The following is a 22,668-nucleotide window of genomic DNA, read 5'->3' as shown; positions in this document are numbered from 1 at the left end:
GGTCGTCAACGTGGTCACCTGCCCATGGTGCGGGCGGTCAGACGTCGCTGCGCACGAGCCGGTACGCCGCTCCCGCCAGGGCGAGCGCCGTCCAGCCGAGGAAGACCAGCAGCCCGGCCGTGGGGGACAGGGCGGTGCTGTCGTGGGTCAGGGCGAACAGCGACTCGCCCGCGTTGCTCGGCAGGTAGGGGCTGATGTCGTTCTGCCAGGAGCTCGGCAGCAGGGAGATGAGCCCTGGGATGAGCATGAGTGTGGCGACCAGCACCGAGATACCGCCGGCCACCGACCGCAGCAGCGCGCCCAGCGCGACGCCGATCACACCGACCAGTCCCAGGTAGAGCCCGGCGCCCAGCAGGCTTCGCAGTACTCCAGCGTGCGAGAGGCTCATCGCGGCCGGCGTGCCGGAGACGATGCCGCTGCCGAAGCCGAAGGCGACGAACGCGCCGAGCGTGCCGATCACCAGCGCCACCAGCCCGAACACGGCCGCCTTGGACCACAGCACGGGCAGCCTGCGGGGAACCGCCGCGAGCGTCGAGCGGATCATGCCCGTCGAGTACTCCCCCGCCGTGACCAGCACGCCGAGCACGCCGAGGGCGAGCTGGGCGAAGTTCGTGCCGAAGAGGGACAGACTGACGGCCGTCGAGGCGGCGAAGTCCCGGTCCATGTGGCTGGAGCCGATCTGCGACTTGTAGCGGCTCGCGGCGATCAGCCCGAAGGCCACCAGGAACAGCAGACCGAGGCCCAGGGTGATCCAGGTCGAGCGCAGCGACCACAGCTTGGCCCACTCCGAGGACAGCACGCGCCGTCCGGTCACCCGGTAGGCGGGGCGGGGCGCGGTGGTCCTGGGTTCCTCCGCTGTCGCGGTGAGGGTGCTCATGCGAGCCTCCCCAGGGTCTCGATGCCGGCCGTGGTGCCGTGGTACTCCACGGCGTCCTTGGTCAGGTCCATGAACGCTTCTTCCAGTGACACGGTCCTGGCGCTCAGCTCGAACAGCGCGATGCCGTGTTCGGCGGCTTTGAGTCCGATCTGGCGGGCGGTCAGCCCGGTCACCTGGAGCTCCTCGGAGCCGATCCGGCCTGTGACGTCGACACCGGGCCCGGCCAGCACGTCCCGCAGCCGCGCCGGGTCCTGGGTCGTCACGTTCACGGTGTCGCCGCCCGCCTCGCGGATCAGGTCCGCCACGGTCGTGTCGGCCAGCAGCCGGCCGCGTCCCACGATGATCAGGTGGTCCGCCACCAGGGCCATCTCACTCATCAGGTGCGAGGACACGAACACCGTCCGGCCCTCGTCGGCGAGCCCCTTGAGCAGGTTGCGGATCCAGAGCACGCCCTCCGGGTCCAGCCCGTTGACCGGCTCGTCCAGCATCACCGTCAGCGGATCGCCCAGCAGCGCCGCGGCGATGCCCAGCCGCTGGCCCATCCCGAGGGAGAAGGCACCGGCCCGCTTCCTTGCCACGCTGCCAAGGCCGGCCAGGTCGATGACCTCGTCGACCCGGCTGCCCGGAATCCCGTGGGTCAGCGCGAGCGCCCTGAGGTGGTTGTACGCCGAGCGGCCCGGATGGATCGACTTCGCCTCCAGGAGCGCGCCGACCTCCTGCAGTGGAGCCCGGTGGCTGGCGTAGTGGTGGCCGTTCACGGTGACGGATCCACTCGTCGGGGCATCCAGGCCGACGATCATGCGCATGGTCGTGGACTTGCCCGCGCCGTTGGGCCCCAGAAAGCCGGTCACCGTGCCCGGCTTCACGACGAAGTCCAGCCCGTCGACCGCCGTCTTGTCGCCGTATCGCTTGGTCAACTGCCGTGCTTCGATCATTCGCGTTCTCCCTGTCGGCCTACGGCGCCCGTCCCTTCCGACGCCACACCGGCAACGCTAGGCGTCGAATTCCCCGAATCGGTGGTACCGGGAGGCTGAACCGCGCCGTGCGCGTAGTACCGCGGTACTACGCGTCTACCTGCGGTGACTCCGGTGTTCACCGGCTCCGCCGTGGTGGCAGCAGGCGTCCGGCCGCCGCGGAGGGCGGGCCACCCTCCGTGCCCGGCACCTCGGCGTCCGCGGCGCGCTGGGCCCGTTCCGCGCTCTCGACCAGGCTCTCGCTGTCCGATGCGGCGTGGGCCAGGCCGGCGCAGCACAGTGTGAGCAGGAGGGCGCCCGCCGCGAAGGGCAGGGTGCGGCGCGGGGGCGGCGGGGCCGGCAGGGCCTGCACTCGCTGGGGCACGGCCCCGCCGGTCGCCGCCAGAGTCGCGGTACGTGGCATACCGGCCGAGGCGAGAGCCGCCCGACCGACGGCGCGGGCAACGACCGTACGGCTGCCGATTCGGGCTGCGGCCTCCTCGTCGGCCCATCGCTCCAGGACAAAGCCACCGGCCTCGGCCGGCGGTCGCAGCAGCGGGTTGACGGCCGCCGTGAGTCGCCACACGGTCCATCGTCAGATCGCGGTCCGGCGCGCCATCGCCATGACCCGCGTTTTCGGCGGTTTCGAACGCGGCATCGAGCTGACCAACGCGCCGGCGATCGTGCGCCCACGGCAGGAACATCACCGCGAGGTCCCAGGGCCACGCGAGGAGGCGACGTCCACACTGCGGACCCCCGCGGTGTCGGGTCACGATCACAGGACGGAGCGGCGGGCCGACACCGCGAGCACCAGCAGGCCGGGGAGCAGCGGCAGCCAGGCTGTCAGCAGGCGGTAGCCGAAGACCGCCGACAGGGCCGCGGCTGCGGGCGTCCCGGCCGCGGTGAGCGTCAGCACGAGCGCGGCGTCCAGTGAACCCAGACCGCCCGGGGTGGGTAGCAGTACGGCGGCGCCGCTGGCGAGGAGGTACGCCAGAAGGACGTGACCGGCGGGCACGGGCACGTCCAGTGCCCGAACCACGGCGATCACCACGGCAGCGTGCAGCAGGGCGAAGCCGAGGGAGCCACCCCACAGGGCGCATGCCCTGGCCCTCTGGCCGTGCACTGCCCGCACGTCGGCGAGGACCTGGCCGGCCGCGCGCCCTACGCCGCGGCGCGCCGGCCGGCTCAGGGCCACGGCGGTGGCGGCCACGATGACGCAGCCGGCCACCGAGAGCAGGATGCAGGCGCGTGGGAGGGCCGGCGAAAGGCGCGGGGTCCGGGGCGAGGCCAGGAGCAGCACGACGGCAAGTGCGAAGCGGACCAGAGCGCCGGCGGCGGCCTTGACCGCGAGCGCGGTCGCCGACCGGGCGGTGGACAGCCCGCGGCGGGTGAGGAACCGCAGGTTGACCGCGCTCGCGCCGACCCCGGCGGGCAGCAGGTGATTGGCCGCGCACGCCGCGAACTGTGCCGCCACGAGCTGCCCGGCAGGCAGCCGCTCGGCCACCGCTCCCTGCTGGGCGACGGCCGCGAACACCCACGTCGCGAGAGCGGCCGCACCAGCCGCCAGCAGCCAGGCGCGATCGGCGACGGCAAGCCGGTCGGCGCTGGCGTCCACCGCGTGCCGGTGTGCGGCGAGCACCCAGACTGCCGCCGCCACCGCGGCTACGGTGAGGGCGAGCTGCCAGGACCGGCGCAGGCCGACGGACAGCGGAACGCTGATGGCGTTCACTTCCGCCCTCCCTGCGTCACGCCGGGTGCGACGTACACGCGCAGGCCGGCCACCTGGTGCGGGGTCCAGGAACGGGCGTATCCGGGCGGGCTGCCGCCCGGTGCCACGAGGGCGGCGACGGGCAGCCGGTGGGCGGTTCGGCGTATGGCTGCGGCGGTGGTGTTGGTGTTGTGGCCGCCGGTCGCCGCGGACGAGCAGCCCGCGTAGTAGGCGATCGGGACGTAGTCCCCTCCCGTCACCAGGCAGGGCGGTTGGACGCCCAGTCGGTGCAGCCCGGCCGCGACGGCCGCCCACTCACGATGTGCAGCGGTGGTGCGCCGCACGGTGTGCTCCAGCACCGCGAACTGCACGGCCAGGTGACCGACCAGAGCGAGGGTCAGCAGCACCAGAGTCAGCGGTCGGCGGATCCGACCGGGGACCCTGGCCACGCGCACCAGAAGATCGGCGACCGGAAGAACGAGCAGCGCATAGGCGGGCAGCAGGAAGCGGGGTGCCGCGTAACCGATCAGGAACAGGTACGGGAAGGCCGCCGAGACGGCGCAGGCCAGCGGCACGAGCGGGGCGGCGGGGCGGCGGGCCCGGACGGCGACCACGCCCGCGAGGGCGGCGAGCAGCGGCAGAACGTACCACCACAGGGTCTCCAGCACAGGGGGCGCGGCACTGGTGCAGGGGCGGCACAGCGCACGTCCGCCCAGAGCGCGCAGCTGGTCTGCGACGGCGATGTTCCAGCCGAGTCCGCCCTGGATGCGGGACGCGTCGGACAGGCGTTGCGCCAGACCGCCGTAGGAGACGTACGCCTCGATCACCCACTCGGCCGCCCCTGCGACCAGGCCGCCGCCCAGCGCCCCCAGCAGCGCGGGGCGCCGCCACCGCCGTACACACACCGGCATGACGAGCAGGGGCAGGGTCGCCCAGACCGCGTCCGTGGGGCGCATCCAGGCCATCAGGGCCGCGCTCAGGCCCACGCCCCACAGAGCCGTTCGGTCGAAGCGGTTCGCCTGAGCGCGCAGGAAGCAGCCCGTGCCGACCAGGGCGCCGACGGCGACCCAGTAGTTGGGCATGGCCTGAGGACCGTAGAACAGCGTCACCCACAAGGTGGCGAACAGGACGCCCGCGGTCGCGAGCACCCGGGTGGGGAGAACACCCCGCCATGCGCGGAGCGCAAGGAACAGGGCGAGGCCGGACAGGACGGCCAGGTAGATCCGCAGCACCGCGGTGGACGACGTCCAAGCGGCGACCGGCGCCACCAGCAGCGGAACGCCACGGGCACGCGGAGCACTGAAGAACGCGGCCGGCGCGTGGGGGGCGACCTGGCTGACGTAGACCGACTCGTCCCAACCGAGGCCCATTCCTCGTGGAAGTGGGCAGGCGCACGGTGTGGATCCACACGTACGGCCAGCGCTTCGCCTCGCACCACGACAGTTCACCTGGCTCGTCCCCGAGGCTTCCCCCGGAGGAACAACCGGAATGCGTCGTCGTGATCGGAGAGGACGACGGGTTACCTGCGGACATCTCTTACGACGCGTCCACGCGAACCCTCACGGTGGGCACGGGCTGCACACGCCCGGTGGCGCCGGAAGTCTGGGACTATCGGATCGGCGGGGTGCAGGTGATCCGCAAGTGGTTCAGCTTCCGCAAGCGCAAGCCAGACGTGGAACGACAGACCCCGTTGAACGACATCCTGCCCCCGACCTGGCCTGCCCGGTGGACCGTTGACCTGCTTGACCTCATCAACGCGCTCGGGCTCCTCGTAGCCCTCGAACCCCGACAGGCACAGCTGCTGGACGCAGTGAGCAGCGGCCCGCTCATCAGCACCGACGACCTACGGGGCGAGGGCATCCTGCCCGTACCTGCCTACGCAACCAAGGAACCGAAACCGCCGCGGAAGTCTCGACGCGCCCCCGGCCCTGGTCAGGAGAGCCTCGGCTTCTCGGACTGACACCCGCCCGGCCTGAGTGCCTGACGCCCGCAACATCAACGGAATATTTGCGCGACGACGCCCCGCCGCAGACCCCGGCACGGCGCAACCGCATTCAGTCTGGCGGTTGCACACGTCTGCTGCCAGCAGCCGGCGGCCCTTGCCGGAGAGTATTCGGTGCCCATGACCTTCCCCAGCCGTGAGACTGGGGCGGTGACGTGAACCTCGCCGTGCGTGTCCACACCCAAGTCGACCTCACTCCGATTGGGCAGATCCGTGCTCGAGGTGGTGCTGCGCTCTCTGACGGAACCGGCTCTTCACACGCATATGCGAGTGCAATCGCAAAGTAGGCGCGCCCCGAAAACGTTACAGGGACAAGGGCCGCATGAGGTGCCGACCGCATCGTGCCCGACAGCGCAGCCGATCTCATGACGAGGCCGCGCCGAAGCTCTCCGGTGCGGCCTCGTCGTCTCACGGCTCCGCGCAAAGCCCCCAGGCGGGGCCCGCCGTATCACTCGCCTATCACGCAGCCATCACCAACTGGGCGGCCCCTCCCGGACCGGAAGGCCCTGACCTGCTATTTCATGCCCGCGCTGGACTGGCGTAGACGCCCCTGGACGGCCTCTACAACCTGTGCCAGGTGGGTGGTGCCCAGCGAGGGCCCCAGGATCAGGACGGAGCCTCTTCTGGCCCGTCAAAGCGGTATTGCAGGGTGTTCGGTGGTGTCTCGCTCACCCGTCAGACCCTCTCATCCTCACGGACGCCCCTGCCACGGGGATCGGTGAATACCGTCCTGACCGGGTCGAAGACCTCGCGGGCGGCGTATCGCTCCCGGCAACGGATGTTCCCACGCCGGATCTCGCCCTCGCGAGTTCGGCGTTCGCAGTACGCCCGGGTGCGCGGTTCGTGGCGCAGCCGGGCGAACACCGTGCGGTGCGGGGCGGCGTTCGCCTGGACCTGCCGTGAGCGCGGGTCAGTGACGTGGCCCGGCGCCGTGGAGGAGTGTGTCGATGACGAGGGCGGCCAGGACGTCCGGGTCCCGACCGGCCGAATCCCCGTCGGGCCCGGGCTTGTTCAGGGCTTCGTCGAGGAGGGCGTAGTACACCTGCGCCGTCCATTCCAGGTCCGTGTCCGGGGCGAGGAGTCCCTCGCGCTGCGCCCGGGTCAGCAGTTGGTGGGTGTGAGCGTTGATCTCGGCCCAGAGAGCGGCGGCGGCTTCGGTGTGGGGGGTGGCGTGGCTGAGGGTGAAGCGCCAGGCGCTCTTCACCCTCAGGACGTTCGCGGTCACCCGGTGGAGAGCGACGAGCGCGGGGGCGGCGTCGGAGGCCATGCCCGCACGCTCGGGAGCCACACTCACCGGCGCGGCGGCCGTGCTGGGCGCGACGACCAGGCCGCAAGCAGATCGGGGAGCAGGTCCCAGTCCCGCCCCGCGACGATGCGTCGCCACTTTGCGATTCCAGCCTGGGCCGCCTTGTGCGGCTGAGCCGTCTGTATGTCAGCCGTGATGACGATGCCTTCCGGTGGAAAAGGCTTATGCCTGTTCGTTGCAGACGGCGCCGCCACCGCGGACCATCGCCGCGCCGCCCACGTGAAGGCCGCGGCGGAGAACCGCCGGCCGGGGGGATTCCCGCCGGACCCGCCCCTTCTGCACGCGCTGGACGCCTCCTTGCGGCAGCCGGATGCCGCGACCGGGCTCCCGCGACGCGCTGTGCGGCACTCCTCCGCCTCTCCGGCCGACCGGCGGAACGGCGTTTCCGGATCGTTACGAGGAGCGGGTTCCCCCTCTCTCACCTGCAGGGCCGTACGCCCCGTCATGTGCGGTGCACTCCGCGTATACACGCGAGGTATACATGCGGCGTATACACCGTGTGTAGAGTGAGCCTCATGTCCATCGGTCACACCCTTTTGGGGCTCCTGGAGTCCGGCCCGCGCCACGGTTACGACCTGAAGCGGGCCTTCGACGAGACGTTCGGTCACGACCGTCCGCTGCATTACGGCCAGGTCTACTCGACGATGTCCCGGCTGCTGAAGAACGGCCTCGTCGAGGTCGACGGCGTGGAGGCCGGGTCCGGCCCGGAGCGCAAGCGCTACGCGATCACCGACGCCGGCATCACCGACGTGGCGCAGTGGCTCGCGACCCCGCAGAAGCCGCAGGAGTACCTCCAGTCGGAGCTCTACACCAAAGTCGTCCTCGCGCTGCTCACCCATCGGGACGCCGCCGACATCCTGGACACCCAGCGCTCGGAGCACCTGCGCAGCATGCGCATACTGACGGACCGCAAGCGCAGGGGCGATCTGGCGGACCAGCTGATCTGCGACCACGCCCTCTTCCACCTGGAGGCGGACCTGCGCTGGCTGGAGCTGACCGCCGCCCGACTCGACAAACTCCGTGAGGCTGTGGCCCGATGACGACTTCTCCCCCCGGTTCCCTGCTCACCGCACGGGACCTGCGCAAGACCTACGGGCCCACCCACGCCCTCGACGGCGCCGCGTTCTCCATCCACCCCGGCGAGGTCGTCGCCGTCATGGGCCCCTCCGGCTCCGGCAAGTCGACGCTGCTGCACTGCCTCGCGGGCATCCTGCCGCCCGACTCCGGGTCGATTCTCTACAACGGGCGTGAAGTGACGACGATGAGCGACGCCGGTCGCAGCGCGCTGCGCCGCTCCGAGTTCGGCTTCGTGTTCCAGTTCGGGCAGCTCGTCCCGGAACTGACCTGCGTGGAGAACGTCGCCCTGCCGCTCAGGCTGAACGGCGCCTCCCGCAAGGAGGCCGAGCGGGCGGCGCTCGGCTGGATGGAACGCCTGGAGGTCGACGACCTGAAGGGCAAGCGGCCCGGCGAGGTCTCCGGCGGCCAGGGGCAGCGCGTCGCCGTGGCGCGTGCGCTGGTCACCGGTCCTCGGGTGCTGTTCGCCGACGAACCGACCGGCGCGCTCGACTCCGCCAACGGCGAACGGGTGATGGACCTGCTCACCGGGGCGGCCCGGTCCGCCAACGCCGCGGTCGTCCTCGTCACCCACGAGGCACGGGTGGCCTCCTACTCCGACCGCGAGGTCGTCGTACGCGACGGCAAGTCCCGGGACATGGAGCGCGCCGTATGAGTCCGCGCAAGGGTCGCCTCGCACGCAGGGAAGTCCCCTCGCTCGGGCGGAGCCGGGAGCCGGGAGGAAGCCGGCCGTGGGGCTGGACCGCAGACCTGGCCATGGGCGCCCGGTTCGCCGTCACCGGCGGCCGCGAGGGCTGGGTCCGGACGACGCTGACGGCGGTCGGCGTCGGCCTCGGCGTGGTCCTGCTCCTGCTCTGCACCGCGACGCCCAACGTGTTCGCCTCCCGCAGCAAGGTGGAGGACGCCCGCTACGCCGACCTGTTCACCCGCGATGTTCCGCCCAAAGCCGACAACACCCTGCTGATCGCCGACGCCGACACCACCTGGCACGACGACGACGTCCGGGGCCGGTTCCTCGAACCCGAGGGCGCGCGGGCGCCGCTGCCCCCGGGGGTCGACCGCTTCCCGGGCAAGGGCGAGATGGCGGTCTCCCCCGCGCTCAAGGAGCTGCTGGACTCGGACGACGCGAAACTGCTGCGGGAGCGCCTGCCGTACAAGATCACCGGCACGATCGGCGAGCGCGGGCTGATCGGCTCGCACGAACTGGTCTACTACGCGGGAGCCTCGGGGCTGACGCTGTCGGACACCGCCCTGGCGACGCGGCTCACCGAGTTCGGCAGACCGGACACGACGCCCGAGAAGACCGACCCGGTGCTGCTGCTCATGATCGCGGTCGTGTTCGTCGTACTGCTCACGCCGGTCGCCGTGTTCATCGCGGCCGCCGTCCGCTTCGGCGGTGAACGCCGCGACCGCCGCCTCGCCGCGCTGCGCCTGGTCGGCTCCGACCGGGGCATGACCCGGCGGATCGCGGCGGGAGAGGCGCTGGCCGGATCCCTCCTGGGCCTGGCCGTGGGCGCCGGCCTCTTCGTGCTGGGCCGGCAGAGACTGGGCACCAGCGAGTTGCTGGGCGTGAGCGTCTGGCCCAGCTACCTCGACCCCGCTCCCGCGCTCGCCGCGCTGGTCGTGGTGACGGTGCCGGTCGCCGCGGTGCTGGTCACGCTGCTCGCGATGCGCGGCGTGGTCGTCGAACCCCTCGGTGTGGTGCGCGCGGCCAAGCAGCGCCGCCGCCGGCTGTGGTGGCGGCTGCTGCCGCCGGTGGCCGGCCTCGCGATGCTCTACCCGATGATCGGCCAGGGCCACACCAACGGGGACTTCAACCAGTACCTCGTCATCGGCGGCGTCCTGATGCTGCTGATCGGCATCACCGCCCTGCTGCCCTGGGTCGTGGAGGCGGTCGTCGCCCGGCTCGGCAAGGGCCCGCTGTCCTGGCAGCTGGCCGTGCGACGGCTGCAGCTGAGCAGCGGCACCGCCGCCCGTATGGTCAACGGCATCGCCGTGGCGGTGGCCGGGGCCATCGCGCTGCAGATGCTCTTCACGGGCACGCAGGACCAGTACACCGAGAACACCGGCCAGGACCCCTCCCGGGTCCAGATGCAGGTCAACTTCAGCGGCCCCAGGCAGCTGTCCGGCGTCGCGCGCGAATTCGCCGACGCCAAGGGCGTCCGGGCCGCGGTGGCCCTGGCCCGCTCCCAGTACGGGGACTCCCGTCGCAACCCGGAGAACAGCGAAGGGCTGACCGTGGGCGACTGCGCCGCCCTGCGCGAACTCGCCGCACTGCCCTCCTGCAAGGACGGTGACGTGTTCGTCACGAGAACGCGTACCGGCTACGCGGACCCCAGCAACGCGTCCCAGATCGCCCTGCTGAAGTCCGGCCGGCAGCTCTACATCGATCCGTCGTACGACGGATCCGAACGCGGCCGCGAGGTGCCCTGGACCGTTCCGGCGAACATCCCGGTGGTGGACGCGCGCAAGGACTCGCTGCTCAACTACACCAGTCTGCTGGTCACCCCCGCCGCCCTGCCCCCCGCTGCCGCGCCCGCGGTGTTCTCGGACGGCGTCTACCTGCGCCTGGACCCCTCGGTGCCGGACTCACGGGAGTACGTGCGCAACGTCGCCGCCCGCATCGACCCCCTGGCGCAGACCTTCGGGTGGACGGCGGCCCAGGAGAACGCCCTGTACACCTCCATCCGCACCGGTCTGTTCATCGGGGCCGCCTTCGTGCTGGGGCTGATCGGCGCGAGCCTGCTGGTCTCCCAGCTGGAGCAGCTGCGCGAGCGCCGCAAGCTGCTCTCCGCGCTGGTCGCCTTCGGCACCCGGCGCCGCACGCTGAGCATGTCGGTGCTGTGGCAGACGGCCCTCCCGGTCGGGCTCGGCCTCGCCCTGGCCACGACGGTGGGGGTGACCCTCGGCGTCGTGCTGCTGAAGATGACCCGTACACCGGTGACGATGGACTGGACGAACGTGCTCGCCATGGCCGGCGTGGGCGCGGCCGTGGTCGGCGTGGTCACGCTGCTCAGCGTGCCGCCGCTGCTGCGCATGATGCGCCCTGCGGGCCTGCGCACGGAATAGGCCGCACCCCTGCGACGCAGTGGGCTCCTCCCGCCGGGAGGAGCCCACTCGCGCATGCGGGCAGTCCGGGCGTGGCGGGCGACGCCGTCGCCCGTCGGGCGGCAGCCGCCCGGGCCCGCACCCGTCGCACCCTTCCCGACCCGGGTCAGCGGTCTGCGGGGTCGGACGCCGCCGGGGAAGGGCGTCCGCCGGACCCGGTCATGTGGACCCGGTGCCCGTCCGCACGTGCGACGACGGCCTGTGGCCCTCGTCCGGCGTCGGACCGGCAGGTCCGGGCAGCCCGCCGGGGCCGGCTCCCGGGATCGGGTCTCCCGGGATCGGGTCTCCCGGGGCCGGCTCGCCCGGGGCCGGGTCTCCCGGGGCCGGCTCGCCCGGGGCCGGCTCGGCGCTCTCGCCGAGGAATCCGCCCGACTGGTGCTGCCACAGCTTGGCGTAGGCGCCGTCGGCCGCGAGCAGCTCCTCGTGGGATCCCTCCTCGACGACGCTTCCGCGGTCGAGGACGACGAGACGGTCCATGCCGGCGACGGTGCTCAGACGGTGGGCGACCACCAGGGCCGTTCGTCCGTCCATCAACCGCCACAGGGCGTCCTGGACGAGGAGCTCGCTCTCCGAGTCCAGCGCGCTGGTCGCCTCGTCGAGCAGCAGGATCGGGGCGTCGCGCAGGATGGCCCTGGCGAGGGCGACACGCTGACGCTGGCCGCCCGAGAGTTTCACCCCCCGCTCCCCCACCAAGGTGCCGAATCCCTCGGGGAGCTGGTCGGCGAACTCCGTCACGTGTGCGGCCACGGCCGCGGCGCGGATCTCGTCGTCGGTGGCGCCGGGCCGGGCGAAGGCGATGTTGTCCCGCAGGCTGCGGTGGAACATGGCGGGTTCCTGCGGGACGTAGGCGATCAGGGAGCGCAGGTCGCCCTGGCGCAGCCGGCTGATGTCCTGACCTCCGATCAGGATGCGTCCGCCGTCGATGTCCGACATCCGCAGCAGGAGCCGGGTCAGGGTGGTCTTGCCGCCGCCGGACCGGCCGACCAGACCGATCCGCGCGCCCCCGGGCACGTCCAGTTCGAGTTTGCGGAAGATCGGCTTCGCGCCCGCGTGGGCGAAGGTCACCGCCTCGAAGCGGATGCCGGTGTCCCGCGCCGCGAGCGGTTCGGGTTCCGTCGGGTCGAGCACCGTGGGCGGATCGAGGAGCAGTTCGGTGAACTGCGCGGCCTCGGTCATCGAGCTCTCCAGACGCCGGTAGATCTGGTTGAACTCGAACATGATCTGCGTCGCGTTGGAGTAGTAGGTGAACGCGACGACGACCTCCTCCACTCCCTGACCCGAGCCGCCGAGGGCGATCGCGACCACCAGGCCCAGCACGTTGGTCAGCACGGACAGGGGGGCGATCAGGATGTCGACGCGCAGGTTGCCGTAGTCCCACGACCTCAGCGTCAGGCGCCGGGAGTCCGCGACACGGCTGCGGTGTTCGTCGGCCTCCCGCCGCTCGGCGGCGAACGCCCGGATGGTCTCCATGTTGACGAGACTGTCGGCGACGTGTCCGGAGACCCGGGCGATCGCCGCCTCACGGTCGTGGACGAGCATCTGCCGGCGCCGGATCAGCGGTGTCGCGGCCGCCACGGTCAGCGCGATCATCACGAGGAGCCCGACGACGAGCATCGGCTCGTAGCTCCACAGCACCACGGCGCCGAACACCAGGGGGACGAGACTGCCCACGATCCGGTACGTCACCGTGTCGACGAAGTCCTCGAAGCGCTTGCCGAAGCTCAGCACCCGTTTGGTCAGGGAGCCGGCGAAGTTGTCGTGGAAGAACGCCGCGTCCTTGGCGAGGAGTTCGTCCATGCCGCTCACGTACAGGTGCTCCATGCCCAGGGCGTCCACACGGTTCAGGCAGTGCTGGCCGACCCGCCACACGGCCTCGGCGAGCAGCAGCGTCGCGCCGAAGCCCAGCACGTACGGCAGTGCCGAGTGGAGGCTGAGACCGCTGTCGTCGGCGGCCTGCCCTGCCAGTTTGGCGATCAGCAGGGGGGCGACATAGCGGATGCCGATGTTGCCCACGGCCGGCAGCAGCAGCGCGGGCAGGGCCACTCGTCGTAGTCGCAGCAGTTCCAGGCCGTAGCGGCGCAGCGCCAGAACGACCGCGCTCCTGCCCGGCGTCGACCCTCGCGCATCTGTTGTTCCCATCACGCTCCCGGTGGTTCGGAAGTCGGAAGTGTCCCGTCCGCGGAGGTCCACAGTCCAGGCATTTACTGCGGAACGGCGACAACCGGACACTGCTGCCCTTCCCTGTACGCAGCGGACGTGTCCGACAGCGAGCAGGCGGGCGTCGGCGTCCGCGTCGCCCCAGGTCGAGGGCCTCTGCACGGTGGGCCCCTGGACCACGGGGCGCCGGTCCGACCGCGACGAGCGGCGCCGGTCGCCCTTCCGGGGCGTCGTCGGCGGTCAGGGGCGTCCGCGGACTCGGCGACGAGAGCACGGGTTGGACAGATGTGCGATGAAGCCCTCTCGCGTGGCCGTCGGATGACACGATGTCACCATGACCACCGGGCCGGCGTCGCGCGCCGCACGAGCCGCGTTCTTCGCGGCCGTCTGCGTGCTGACGGCGGCCGTCGGCCACACCTGGGCGTCCGGCGTGTCCCCGCCGTGGTTCGTCCTCGGCAGTTCCCTGTTCGGCACGGCGTCCCTTGCGTGGTGGGTCGCCGGACGCGAGCGCGGGGCGGTGGTCGTGACCGCCTCCACGGTCGCGACGCAGCTCGCCCTGCACTCGCTGTTCGATCTGCTGCGGCCCGGTCCGACGGTCTCCGCGGCCGCCGCGGAACACATCGAGCTCATGAGGCGGATGAGCCGTGGTCAGCTCAGGGACCACATGGAGCACATGGCCAGCATGGGCATGAAGCCCGTGGACATGGCCGCCACGGAGCCGGGCTCCGCCGGCACGGGCTCCATGCGCATGGGCTCCATGGACCTGATGCTTCCCGGCGGCCACGGCGGCGCCCTCATGTTCGCCGCGCACTCGCTGGCCGCCCTGGTGTGCGGGCTGTGGCTGTGGCGGGGCGAATCGGCGGCGTTCCGGGTGGGCCGCGCGCTCGCCGCCGCGGTGTTCGTGCCGTTGCGGCTCGCGCTGCGGACCACTGGCGTCGCACCGCGGCCGCAGGCGCCCGCGCGTCCGGCGCCCGCACCTCCCGCGCGCAGACTGCGCGCGGCACTGCTGCAGCACGCCGTCTCCCGCAGAGGTCCGCCCGGGCACCCGGCCCCCTGCTGACCGTCCCTGCTCTTGCAGACGGACGGCGGCACCGGCCTGCCCGCCTGCCGCAGGCACCGCGAAGCGGCACGGCGCCACAGGCCGGCCATTGGCCCCGGCGCCCGAGCGCCCCTCCGCCGTGGACGTGGCGCGCCTTGGAGCGCCCCCGTACTGCCGGGCCGTGTGCAGCCATGCGCCGGCGCGCGCCCGCAGCACCTCGAAGGACCCTTCGCGATGATCCCTGCCCTTGCCTGCTCCGTTCCGAGACCGTCCGGCCCGGGAAACAACGACGCGGAAGTGACGCACTGGGCGCTGGCCGCCCGGGGCGGCGACCCCGTGGCCGTCGAGCGTTTCGTCCGCGCGACCTACAGCGACGTCTGGCGGTTCGTGGCGCACCTCAGCGGCGACACGCACGGCGCCGACGACCTGGCCCAGGACGCCTTCCTCCGCGCTCTCCACAACCTGCCGCAGTTCGCCGGGCGTTCAGGCGTGCGCACCTGGCTCATGTCGATCGCCCGCCGGTCGGTCATCGACCGCTATCGGCACGCTTCCGCCCGCCCCCAGGTGGCCGAGACCGCCGACTGGCGGGCCGCCGCGGAGAACACCCAGCCGTTCGGCCTGCCCGGCTTCGAGGAGGGCGTGGCGCTCCTCGACCTGCTCGACGGCCTGGACGCCGCACGCCGGGAGGCGTTCGTGCTCACCCAGCTCCTCGGGCTGTCCTACGCCGACGCCGCGTCCGCCGCGGGCTGCCCGATCGGCACCGTGCGCTCCCGGGTGGCGCGGGCCCGAGAGGACCTGAGCGCCCTGCTCCGGGCCGCGGAGAGATCCGGGGAGCCCGGACACCGACAGCCGGAATTCACCTCCCCCGTCGACGGTCGGCGCGCGGCGCCATCTGGTTCCCGGCTTGTGCCGGAAATCCGAAACAGCTGATGCACGGGGAGCGCGAGGCGTCATTTCATGTTCGGCACGCGCCCCCGAACACCGCGCCGCCCGGCGATTTCCGCACGGACGGCAGGGGTACGCCCCCTGCTGTCCGTGCGGGCGCCACGCATCACACGCATCGAACCTCGGAACGCGAAACCTCGTGACACGAACCTCGGAATCCTGGAGTTACCTGTGACACCGCTGATGGAGAACGCCTTCGCCGCGATCAGGGAAAGGCACGGATCGCAGTCGATCGTGCGCGTGGAGGAGATGCTGGAAACCCGGAAGCAATCCCGGCATCCCCTTCAGAAGGGCGCCAAATGGATCATGCCGGGAATTTCTCAGCAGCCCTGGCACGACCCGTACGGCCATCCCGAGTTGAACCCGGTGGTGCACGCGCTGGAGGCGAATCACGCATCGATCAAATCGGAACTGGAAACCGCGTGGTCCGCTCGCCGGAACGCGTTCTCGGACTACGAGCACTACCTGACCCGCCAGCAGGACTGGCAGGCCCTGTACCTGTTCCGGGACGGCGCTCCGGTCGCCGAGTCGGCCGGCACCGTCCCCACCGCGTTCAAGGTGCTGCAGGAGCACGCCGTCGACACGGAGAAGATCTGCCCCCTCCTGGAGTGCCACTTCTCGACCCTCCTGCCGGGCGCGGAGATCGCACCGCACTGCGACCTGTGGAACTTCAGCATCAATCTCCACCTCGCCGTCGACATTCCGGACGGATGCGGCATCACGGTGGCCGGCGAGACCCGCTCGTGGGACGAGGGCAAGTGCCTGCTGTTCGACTACTCGTTCGAGCATGAGGCGTGGAACCACGGGACACGCCCGCGGACCTGCCTGCTCGTCGACCTGTGGCATCCGGACACGACGGTCCCCGAGCGGGCGGCGCTCGTCGTCCTCATCACCGAGATCCGCAAGCTGATGGGCGACGCCTGAGCAGGCGCCGGCCCCCGCTACGGCCGGCCGGGCCGAACGGTCACCGCGGTGGCCTTCACCCGGCCGGAGTTGCGGAACCACAGGTCGATGCCCACCTTCTCCCCGGGGTCCAGCTCCGGTGGATCGAGGACCGCCACCTTGACGCCGAAGGCGTCCATCCGCAGGCTGCCGCCGGACGCGACGGTGACGGGACCGATGGGCCTCGTGCGGCTCTCGCCGTTCTCCGTGACCGTGCGGGCCAGCACCATGACCCCCAGGTCCAGGGACGAGACGGACTCCAGTGTGTCCTCGACGGGCCCGGTGTTGCGGAGGGAGACGAGGACCGTGGTGGTCGCGGAGCCGGCCGACTGGAGGATACGGGCGTCGCTGACGCCGATCCTCGCCGACGGATCGCCCGCCGCCCCGGTCGCCGTGTAGACGCACAGCAGCAGCAGGACCACCGCGCAGGCGCCGGCCGGCACGAGAGCGGCGCGCAGGGCGGCGGCCGCGGCCGGGCGGCGCCAAACAGGAAGGGGGCGTTCAGCGGACGCTGCCGGCGCTGACATCGTCGGTCTCCTCTCGGGACGGGATGCGGTCGGGCTCCTGCGAGCGCCCGGAGAACAGCGGCACGGGCCGGGCCCTCAGGCGCAGGCTGTTGGCGACGACGAGGACGGAGCTGGCGGACATCGCCACGGCTGCGAACATCGGGTTGAGCCAGCCGGTGGCCGCCAGCGGGACGGTGACCGCGTTGTAGCCGAACGCCCAGACGAGGTTGGCCCGGATCGTGGTCAGGGTCCTGCGGGTGAGCCGCACCGCCGCGACGACGGCCTCCATGTCCTCGCGCACGAGGGTGATGTCGGCCGCGCCGATCGCCACGTCGGTCCCGCTGCCCATGGCGATGCCGAGATCGGCCGAGGCGAGGGCCGCGGCGTCGTTGACCCCGTCGCCGATGACCGCCACGCGCCGTCCCTCGGCCCGCAGCTTCGCCACGAGGTCCGCCTTGCCGGCCGGGGTGACTGCGGCGTGCACGTCGTCGATGCCCACCTGCTCGGCCACGGCGCGGGCGGCGGCCGGGCCGTCGCCGGTCACCAGGATCGGCTCGATGCCGAGCGCCTGAAGCCGGCAGACGGCGTTCTCGCTGGAGGGGCGCAGGCGGTCGCCGACGGCGAGGACGGCGACGGGGCGGGCGTCCACCTCGACGACGACGGCGGTCTGCGCGGCGGCCTCGGCGCTCTCCAGCGCCGTCCGCAGCGCGTCCGGCAGGACGGCGCCCGGGTGCGGGCGTCCGACGGTGATCTCGCGGCCCTCGACCCGGCCGCTCACGCCGGAACCGGCGACCGCGCGGAACCCGGCCACCGGCGGCAGCGGCGCGCCGTCCGCGACCCGGCGCGCCGCCGTGACCACGGCGCGTCCGATGGGGTGTTCGGAGCCGTACTCGACCGCTCCGGCCAGGCGCAGGATCTGCGCGGCGTCCTCGTCGGTGCTCACGGTCGTCTGGACGAGCGTCATGTGGCCGGTGGTGAGCGTGCCGGTCTTGTCGAAGACGACGGTGTCGATGCGCTGCAGCCGCTCCAGGGCCTCCGGCCCCCGGATGAGCACGCCGAGCTGTGCGCCGCGTCCGGTGGCCGCCAGGAAGGCGGTCGGAGTGGCGAGGCCGAGCGCACAGGGGCAGGCGACGACGAGTACGGCCACCGCCGCGGTGACGGCCGACTCGGCGTCCGCGCCGGCGCCGAGCCAGAAACCGAGCACCGTGCAGGCCACGGCGACGACGGCGGGCACGAAGACGCCCGCGACGGCGTCGGCGAGCCGTTGGACGCGGGCCTTGCCCGCCTGGGCGTCGGTCACCAGCCGGGTGATCCGGGCGAGCTGGGTGTCGGCGCCGACCGCGGTGGCGCGGACCACGAGCAGTCCGCCGGCGTTGACGGCGGCGCCCACCGCGGCGGATCCGGGGCCCACCTCCACGGGGGTGCTCTCGCCGGTGACCAGGGACAGGTCGAGGGCCGAACCGCCCTCCACCACGACCCCGTCCGTGGCGACCTTCTCACCCGGCCGCACCACGAACTCCTGTCCCACCAGCAGTTCGGAGACCGGGACCCGCCGGTGGTCCGCGCCGTCCCTCAGTTCGACGTCCTTGGCCCCTAGTTCGGCGAGCGCACGCAGCGCCGACCCCGTGCCGTGCTTGGCCCGCGCCTCCAGGTACCGGCCGGCTAGCACGAAGAGGGGCACGCTCACCGCCGCCTCCAAGTACAGGTGCGCGGTGCCGGCCTCGGCGCCGGGCAGCAGACTGAACGGCATCCGCATGCCCGGTGCACCCGCCCCTCCGAAGGACAGCGCATAGCCCGACCACAGGAACGAGGCGGCCACGCCGAGGGAGACCAGGGTGTCCATGGTCGCCGCCCCGTGGCGCAGTCCGTTCCACGCCCGCACGTGGAACGGCGCCGCGCTCCACAGCGCGACCACCGCGGTGAGGTAGAAGCACACCCACTGCCAGGCGTCGAACTGCAGGGCCGGAATCATGGACAGCACCAATACGGGCGCCGACAGCAGCGTCGTGATCCACAGCCGCCGCCGCTCCGTCGCGCCGGCGGCCCCGGCCTCCTGCTCCCCGCCCGGCGTCCCCCCGTCTTCCGCGGCGGCGCCCGCCGGGGGCGGTGGCAGTCGGGCGGTGTAGCCCGCGCTCTCGACGGTCGCGATCAGCTCCTGGAAGGTCACCGCCGCCGGATGGGAGACCCTGGCGCGTCCGGTGGCCAGGTTGACCGCCGCCGTCACGCCCTCGACGCGGCCCAGCTTCTTCTCCACCCGGCCCACGCATGCGGCGCAGGTCATTCCGCCGACCACCAGATCGGTGGTCACCCGCGGTGCACCCGGCTCCGGACCGGCGTCGGCGGATGTCATAGGCTCTCCCGCACGAAACGGCCCGGAGCGTTCATGCCATGCATGTCCGACATCCCGGGCTCCCCCGCGCCTCCCGGTTCATCCACGGTCCGGTGCATGCCGGGGGCGACAGGACCGGCAGCCCGCCCGACGGCGTACGAGACGGCCGTCAGCAGAAGCAAGAGAATGATGAACCCCGGCAAAACAGGGGGTACGGCGAAAGTCCGACTTCGGTCGCGCTCTGCAATGCTCATGGAGCATACGGTAGGGGGGTATGCCGCGGAATCGCCGTCCCGGCGCTGTGATGAAAAAGGTCGAAGCCGCCGGGAACCAGAGCGGACCTGCCCCCGACTAATAGAGGGGGGAGCCTTTCCATTTCCGCCTCCATGGCCTACCGTGCACCCCTCGGAGCGCTTTATCACCGGCGCATTAAAGACCTGATCGCCGATCGAACTGGTCATCTATTCAACCGCCGGGCATCCTGCGCGCGGCCGAAAAGAGCAGGTTTGGCGACCGCCTTTCCTGCGGGCGGCCCCGGGAAAAGCGTCGAAGCACTCCCACTTCACCCCCAGGGCGACTTCGCCGCGAGCTCGCCGCACGCCGGAGCACGTTCGACAACCGGTATTCGAGCCAGTCCAAAAACGGGGGGAGGTCGCTTGTCGGCGTGCATGCCGTGAGCCACGATCCACTGGGAGCCGCGCACTCCGGCCCGGTCGCCCACCGGGCCGACGCCGGCTCGTCCGACAGGCAGCGCATCAGAGCCGATGTCACTGCGATCACCTGTCGTCACGGTGCACGTGAACAAAGGATCCACCGCGTGCCGCCTGGTGGAACCCAAGGGGGATTGTCCAGAAATGTTCGCACTGAAGTCACCACCCGCTCCGCCGCGCCAACGTCTTGGACTGCCCCTGCTCGTTCTCGCCACCGCGCAGCTGGTCATCTCGCTCGACTTCAACATCGTCTACGTCGCCCTCCCCGGCATCGGCAGCGGGCTCGGCTTCTCAGGACAGAACCTCCAATGGGTGGTCAGCGCCTACGTCGTCGCCACCGGAGGCTTCCTCCTGCTCGGCGGACGGGCGACCGATCTGCTCGGAAGGCGCCGCGTCTTCGTCCTCGCCGCGCTGTTGTACGCCCTCTCTTCGCTGGTGGGCGGCCTGTCCGGATCCGCGGGCGTCCTCGTCGCGGTGCGCGCGGTCCAGGGCGTCGGCGGGGCACTGCTGTTTCCCGCCACCCTTTCCCTGATCAACACCCTCTACGACGAGGGCCCGAGCCGTAACCGCGCACTGGCCGTCTGGGGAGCCGCCGGGGCGGGTGGGCTGTGCTTCGGCTCGCTGCTCGGCGGGGTCCTCGTGGACGCGTTCGGCTGGCCGTCGGTGTTCCTCGTCAACGTCCCGCTGGCCGCGGCGATCGCGCTGGCCGGGCTGCTGCTCTTCCCCGCCGACGGGCCGCCGGCCCGGCAGCGTCACTTCGACCTCCTGGGCGCGCTGACCGCCACTTCGGGCATCACCCTGCTGGTCCTCGTCCTCGTCCACGCGCCCGAAGCCGGCTGGGGCAGCCGCGGCGTACTGATCTGCGCGGCCCTCTCCGTCGTCCTGCTGACGCTCTTCGCCCTCGTCGAGGCGCGCGCCCGTGATCCGCTGACGCCGGCACGGATGTTCGGCCACCGCGGCCTGACCGGCGCCATGGCCCTCACCGCGCTGTTCAGCGCCACCTTCAGCTCCGTCCCCTACTTCCTGACCCTGTACTTCCAGACCGTGCGCGGCTACAGCGCGCTGGGCACCGGACTCGCCTTCCTCGTCCCCGCCGTCGTCGTCGCCGCCGGGACACAGGCGGGCGAACGCGCCGTGGCCGCCCTCGGGGTGCGCGCCACCATGCTGGCCGGCATGTCCACGGGAGCCGTCGGCGCCCTGCTCCTGGCCGTCTCCGTCACCGACTCGGGCTCGTATGCGCGTCTGCTGCCCGGCATCGTGCTGCTGAGTCTGGGTCAGGGCGCCACCTGGACCGGCATGTGGATCGCGGCGGCGGCCGAAGTGGCCCCCGGCGACCAGGGCATCGCCTCCGGCATGGCGTCGACCACGCTCCAGGTGGGCGGCGCCGTGGGCCTGGCCGTCCTGGTCGCCGTCGCCCGCACCGCAGGCCACGCCGCCACCGGCGCCGCCCTGCTCGACGGGATCCGCGACGCGCTGTACGTCATCGCCGCCGGGATCTGTCTGGGCGCCGTGGCCCTCCTCCTCCTGCGCAGACTCGCCCACCGGTGAGGACCCCCGCCGTCACCTGAGCGCCCGACCGGCTCCGCCGTCTCGGCAGCCTCCCCCTCCCCCTGCCTCTGAGCACTCACCCCACACCCAGAGCACGCCGACGAGGAGACACTGCTGTGTCCAGCCTGCCCGCACCCGATCTCCGCCCCTGCCCGCCGCCCTCGCCCGCCGTGCCCCGCGGCCGGTCAGCCGTCCTGTGCGGCCTGGCCGGCTGGGTTCCCCCGCGCGTCGTGACCAACGAGGAACTGTCCCGGCGGCTCGACACCAGCGACGCCTGGATCCGGACCCGGACCGGTATCGGCCGACGGCACTTCGCCGAAGCCGGCCAGGCGACCTCCGACCTGGCGGTGGAGGCGGGCCGCCGCGCCCTGGACTGCGCGGGCGGCATCGCCGCGGACGCGGTCGTCGTCGCCACCACGACCCCGGACCGCTCCTGCCCGGCCACCGCCCCGGTCGTCGCCGCCCGGCTGGGTCTGACGGGAGCGGCGGCGTTCGACGTCAGCGCCGTGTGCACCGGGTTCGTGTACGGACTGGCCTCGGCCGCCGGTCTGATCGCGGCCGGCGTGGCCGAGCGCGTCCTGCTCATCGGCGCCGACACCTACTCCACGATCGTCGACCCCGGGGACCGGGCCAACGCGATCATCTTCGGGGACGGCGCCGGAGCGGTCGTCCTGCGCGCCGGACACCCCGACGAGCCCGGCGCGGTCGGCCACTTCGACCTCGGCAGCGACGGCGCCGGAGAGGAGCTGATCATGGTGGCCGCCGGCGGCTCCCGGCAGCGCTCGACGCCCGGCGACGTCAGCCCGCAGGATCACCACTTCTCGATGCGCGGCAAAGAGGTCTACCGGCACGCGGTCACGCGCATGGCGGACTCGGCGAGCGCCGCGCTCGCCCTGGCCGACTGCAAGGCCGACGACATCGACCACTTCGTTCCCCACCAGGCGAACCAGCGGATCCTGCGGTCGGTGGCGGAGAGCCTCGGACTGCCCCCCGAACGCTGTGTGTCCAACGTCGAGTCGGTGGGCAACACCGGCGCCGCATCCATCCCGCTCGCCCTCGCCGACGCGGCCGCCCGCCACGCCTTCAAGCCGGGCGAGCGTGTCCTGCTCACCGCGTTCGGAGGCGGTCTCACGTGGGGCTCCTGCCTCCTGAACTGGCCCGTCCTCCCCCGCGTCAGCCATCCGCACAGCCAAGAAGGAGCACTCGCATCATGAGCACCACCTACGACCGACTGGTCTCGATCGTCACCAAGTTGCACGACGCGCCGCCCCATCGGATCAGCCCCGACGTGACCTTCGCCGGGCTGGACGTCGACTCGCTGACCATGGTCGAGATCAGCATGCGCATCGAACGCGACCTCGGCGTCACCGTCGCGGACAACGAACTCGAGGAGGACCTCACCCTCGAAGCGACCGCCCGGCTGATCGACTCGAAACTCGCCCGGTAACCACACTCGACGGAAAG

At 72.1% G+C, this 22,668-nt stretch carries 19 protein-coding genes; 10 read left to right on the top strand and 9 right to left on the bottom strand.

All coding sequences use genetic code 11. The features are described 5' to 3' along the window. Nucleotides 1–37: 37 nt before the first annotated feature. From ACN6LD_RS11730 to ACN6LD_RS11710, 5 genes are all read right to left on the bottom strand, one after another. Nucleotides 38–877, bottom strand: a complete 840-nt coding sequence (locus ACN6LD_RS11730) for an ABC transporter permease (protein WP_445043094.1) — start codon at nt 875–877, stop codon at nt 38–40. Continuing rightward, complete coding sequence (locus ACN6LD_RS11725; protein WP_445043093.1) at nt 874–1,812, bottom strand: ATP-binding cassette domain-containing protein; 939 nt, start codon at nt 1,810–1,812, stop codon at nt 874–876. The genes ACN6LD_RS11730 and ACN6LD_RS11725 overlap by 4 nt, the downstream gene beginning before the upstream one ends. A 157-nt stretch (nt 1,813–1,969) precedes the next feature. Further along, nucleotides 1,970–2,416 carry a hypothetical protein gene (locus ACN6LD_RS11720; RefSeq protein WP_445043092.1) on the bottom strand — a complete coding sequence of 149 codons (447 nt, stop codon included), beginning with the start codon at nt 2,414–2,416 and terminating at the stop codon, nt 1,970–1,972. 189 nt (nt 2,417–2,605) lie between these two features. Next, nucleotides 2,606–3,559 (bottom strand): lysylphosphatidylglycerol synthase domain-containing protein, encoded by a 954-nt coding sequence (locus ACN6LD_RS11715; protein ID WP_445043091.1) that lies wholly within the window; start codon nt 3,557–3,559, stop codon nt 2,606–2,608. After that, nucleotides 3,556–4,908: a hypothetical protein gene (locus ACN6LD_RS11710; RefSeq protein WP_445043090.1), complete on the bottom strand. Its 1,353-nt coding sequence runs from the start codon at nt 4,906–4,908 to the stop codon at nt 3,556–3,558. The genes ACN6LD_RS11715 and ACN6LD_RS11710 overlap by 4 nt, the downstream gene beginning before the upstream one ends. Nucleotides 4,909–4,913: 5 nt before the next feature. On the opposite strand from ACN6LD_RS11710, the gene ACN6LD_RS11705 reads away from it, so the two are divergent. Next, on the top strand, nt 4,914–5,498 hold the full coding sequence (locus ACN6LD_RS11705) for a type ISP restriction/modification enzyme (RefSeq protein ID WP_445043089.1): 585 nt from the start codon (nt 4,914–4,916) through the stop codon (nt 5,496–5,498). 952 nt (nt 5,499–6,450) lie between these two features. Here the strand turns inward: ACN6LD_RS11705 and ACN6LD_RS11700 are convergent. After that, nucleotides 6,451–6,807, bottom strand: a complete 357-nt coding sequence (locus tag ACN6LD_RS11700) for a TetR/AcrR family transcriptional regulator (RefSeq protein WP_445043088.1) — start codon at nt 6,805–6,807, stop codon at nt 6,451–6,453. Between the two features lie 554 nt (nt 6,808–7,361). Here ACN6LD_RS11700 and ACN6LD_RS11695 point away from each other — a divergent pair. The 3 genes from ACN6LD_RS11695 to ACN6LD_RS11685 all read left to right on the top strand — a co-directional run bounded on the left by ACN6LD_RS11695 (nt 7,362) and on the right by ACN6LD_RS11685 (nt 10,989). Then, entirely contained in the window at nt 7,362–7,886 is a 525-nt protein-coding gene (locus tag ACN6LD_RS11695) for a PadR family transcriptional regulator (protein WP_319194224.1), read from the top strand. After that, nucleotides 7,883–8,575, top strand: a complete 693-nt coding sequence (locus tag ACN6LD_RS11690; protein WP_319194226.1) for an ABC transporter ATP-binding protein — start codon at nt 7,883–7,885, stop codon at nt 8,573–8,575. The genes ACN6LD_RS11695 and ACN6LD_RS11690 overlap by 4 nt, the downstream gene beginning before the upstream one ends. Before the next feature lie 101 nt (nt 8,576–8,676). Continuing rightward, entirely contained in the window at nt 8,677–10,989 is a 2,313-nt protein-coding gene (locus ACN6LD_RS11685; protein WP_445043137.1) for an ABC transporter permease, read from the top strand. A gap of 198 nt (nt 10,990–11,187) precedes the next feature. Here the strand turns inward: ACN6LD_RS11685 and ACN6LD_RS11680 are convergent, their stop codons facing one another. Beyond that, nucleotides 11,188–13,167 carry an ABC transporter ATP-binding protein gene (locus ACN6LD_RS11680; RefSeq protein ID WP_445043087.1) on the bottom strand — a complete coding sequence of 660 codons (1,980 nt, stop codon included), beginning with the start codon at nt 13,165–13,167 and terminating at the stop codon, nt 11,188–11,190. A gap of 352 nt (nt 13,168–13,519) precedes the next feature. Between ACN6LD_RS11680 and ACN6LD_RS11675 the strand changes: the two genes are divergently transcribed. From ACN6LD_RS11675 to ACN6LD_RS11665, 3 genes are all read left to right on the top strand, one after another. Next, nucleotides 13,520–14,245, top strand: coding sequence for a hypothetical protein (locus tag ACN6LD_RS11675; protein WP_319194230.1), 726 nt, complete (start codon nt 13,520–13,522; stop codon nt 14,243–14,245). Nucleotides 14,246–14,458: 213 nt separating this feature from the next. Next, entirely contained in the window at nt 14,459–15,154 is a 696-nt protein-coding gene (locus ACN6LD_RS11670; RefSeq protein ID WP_445043086.1) for a sigma-70 family RNA polymerase sigma factor, read from the top strand. A gap of 186 nt (nt 15,155–15,340) precedes the next feature. Continuing rightward, nucleotides 15,341–16,093 (top strand): aspartyl/asparaginyl beta-hydroxylase domain-containing protein, encoded by a 753-nt coding sequence (locus ACN6LD_RS11665; RefSeq protein ID WP_445043085.1) that lies wholly within the window; start codon nt 15,341–15,343, stop codon nt 16,091–16,093. A gap of 17 nt (nt 16,094–16,110) precedes the next feature. Here ACN6LD_RS11665 and ACN6LD_RS11660 read toward each other — a convergent pair whose 3' ends face one another. Then, entirely contained in the window at nt 16,111–16,638 is a 528-nt protein-coding gene (locus tag ACN6LD_RS11660) for a copper chaperone PCu(A)C (protein ID WP_445043084.1), read from the bottom strand. After that, nucleotides 16,613–18,967: a heavy metal translocating P-type ATPase gene (locus ACN6LD_RS11655; RefSeq protein WP_445043083.1), complete on the bottom strand. Its 2,355-nt coding sequence runs from the start codon at nt 18,965–18,967 to the stop codon at nt 16,613–16,615. The genes ACN6LD_RS11660 and ACN6LD_RS11655 overlap by 26 nt, the downstream gene beginning before the upstream one ends. Before the next feature lie 833 nt (nt 18,968–19,800). On the opposite strand from ACN6LD_RS11655, the gene ACN6LD_RS11650 reads away from it, so the two are divergent. The 3 genes from ACN6LD_RS11650 to ACN6LD_RS11640 all read left to right on the top strand — a co-directional run bounded on the left by ACN6LD_RS11650 (nt 19,801) and on the right by ACN6LD_RS11640 (nt 22,651). After that, the gene (locus tag ACN6LD_RS11650; protein WP_445043082.1) at nt 19,801–21,204 is read left to right on the top strand and encodes an MFS transporter; all 1,404 of its coding nucleotides are present in this window, start codon (nt 19,801–19,803) and stop codon (nt 21,202–21,204) included. A 125-nt stretch (nt 21,205–21,329) separates the two neighbouring features. Further along, entirely contained in the window at nt 21,330–22,418 is a 1,089-nt protein-coding gene (locus tag ACN6LD_RS11645) for a beta-ketoacyl-ACP synthase III (protein WP_445043136.1), read from the top strand. Then, nucleotides 22,415–22,651: an acyl carrier protein gene (locus ACN6LD_RS11640; RefSeq protein ID WP_319195260.1), complete on the top strand. Its 237-nt coding sequence runs from the start codon at nt 22,415–22,417 to the stop codon at nt 22,649–22,651. The genes ACN6LD_RS11645 and ACN6LD_RS11640 overlap by 4 nt, the downstream gene beginning before the upstream one ends. Nucleotides 22,652–22,668 lie beyond the last annotated feature (17 nt).

Source organism: Streptomyces sp. SAS_272, from assembly GCF_052543235.1.
The sequence above is the reverse complement of the archived record's forward strand: the minus strand, read 5'-3'. Positions and strand labels throughout refer to the sequence as shown.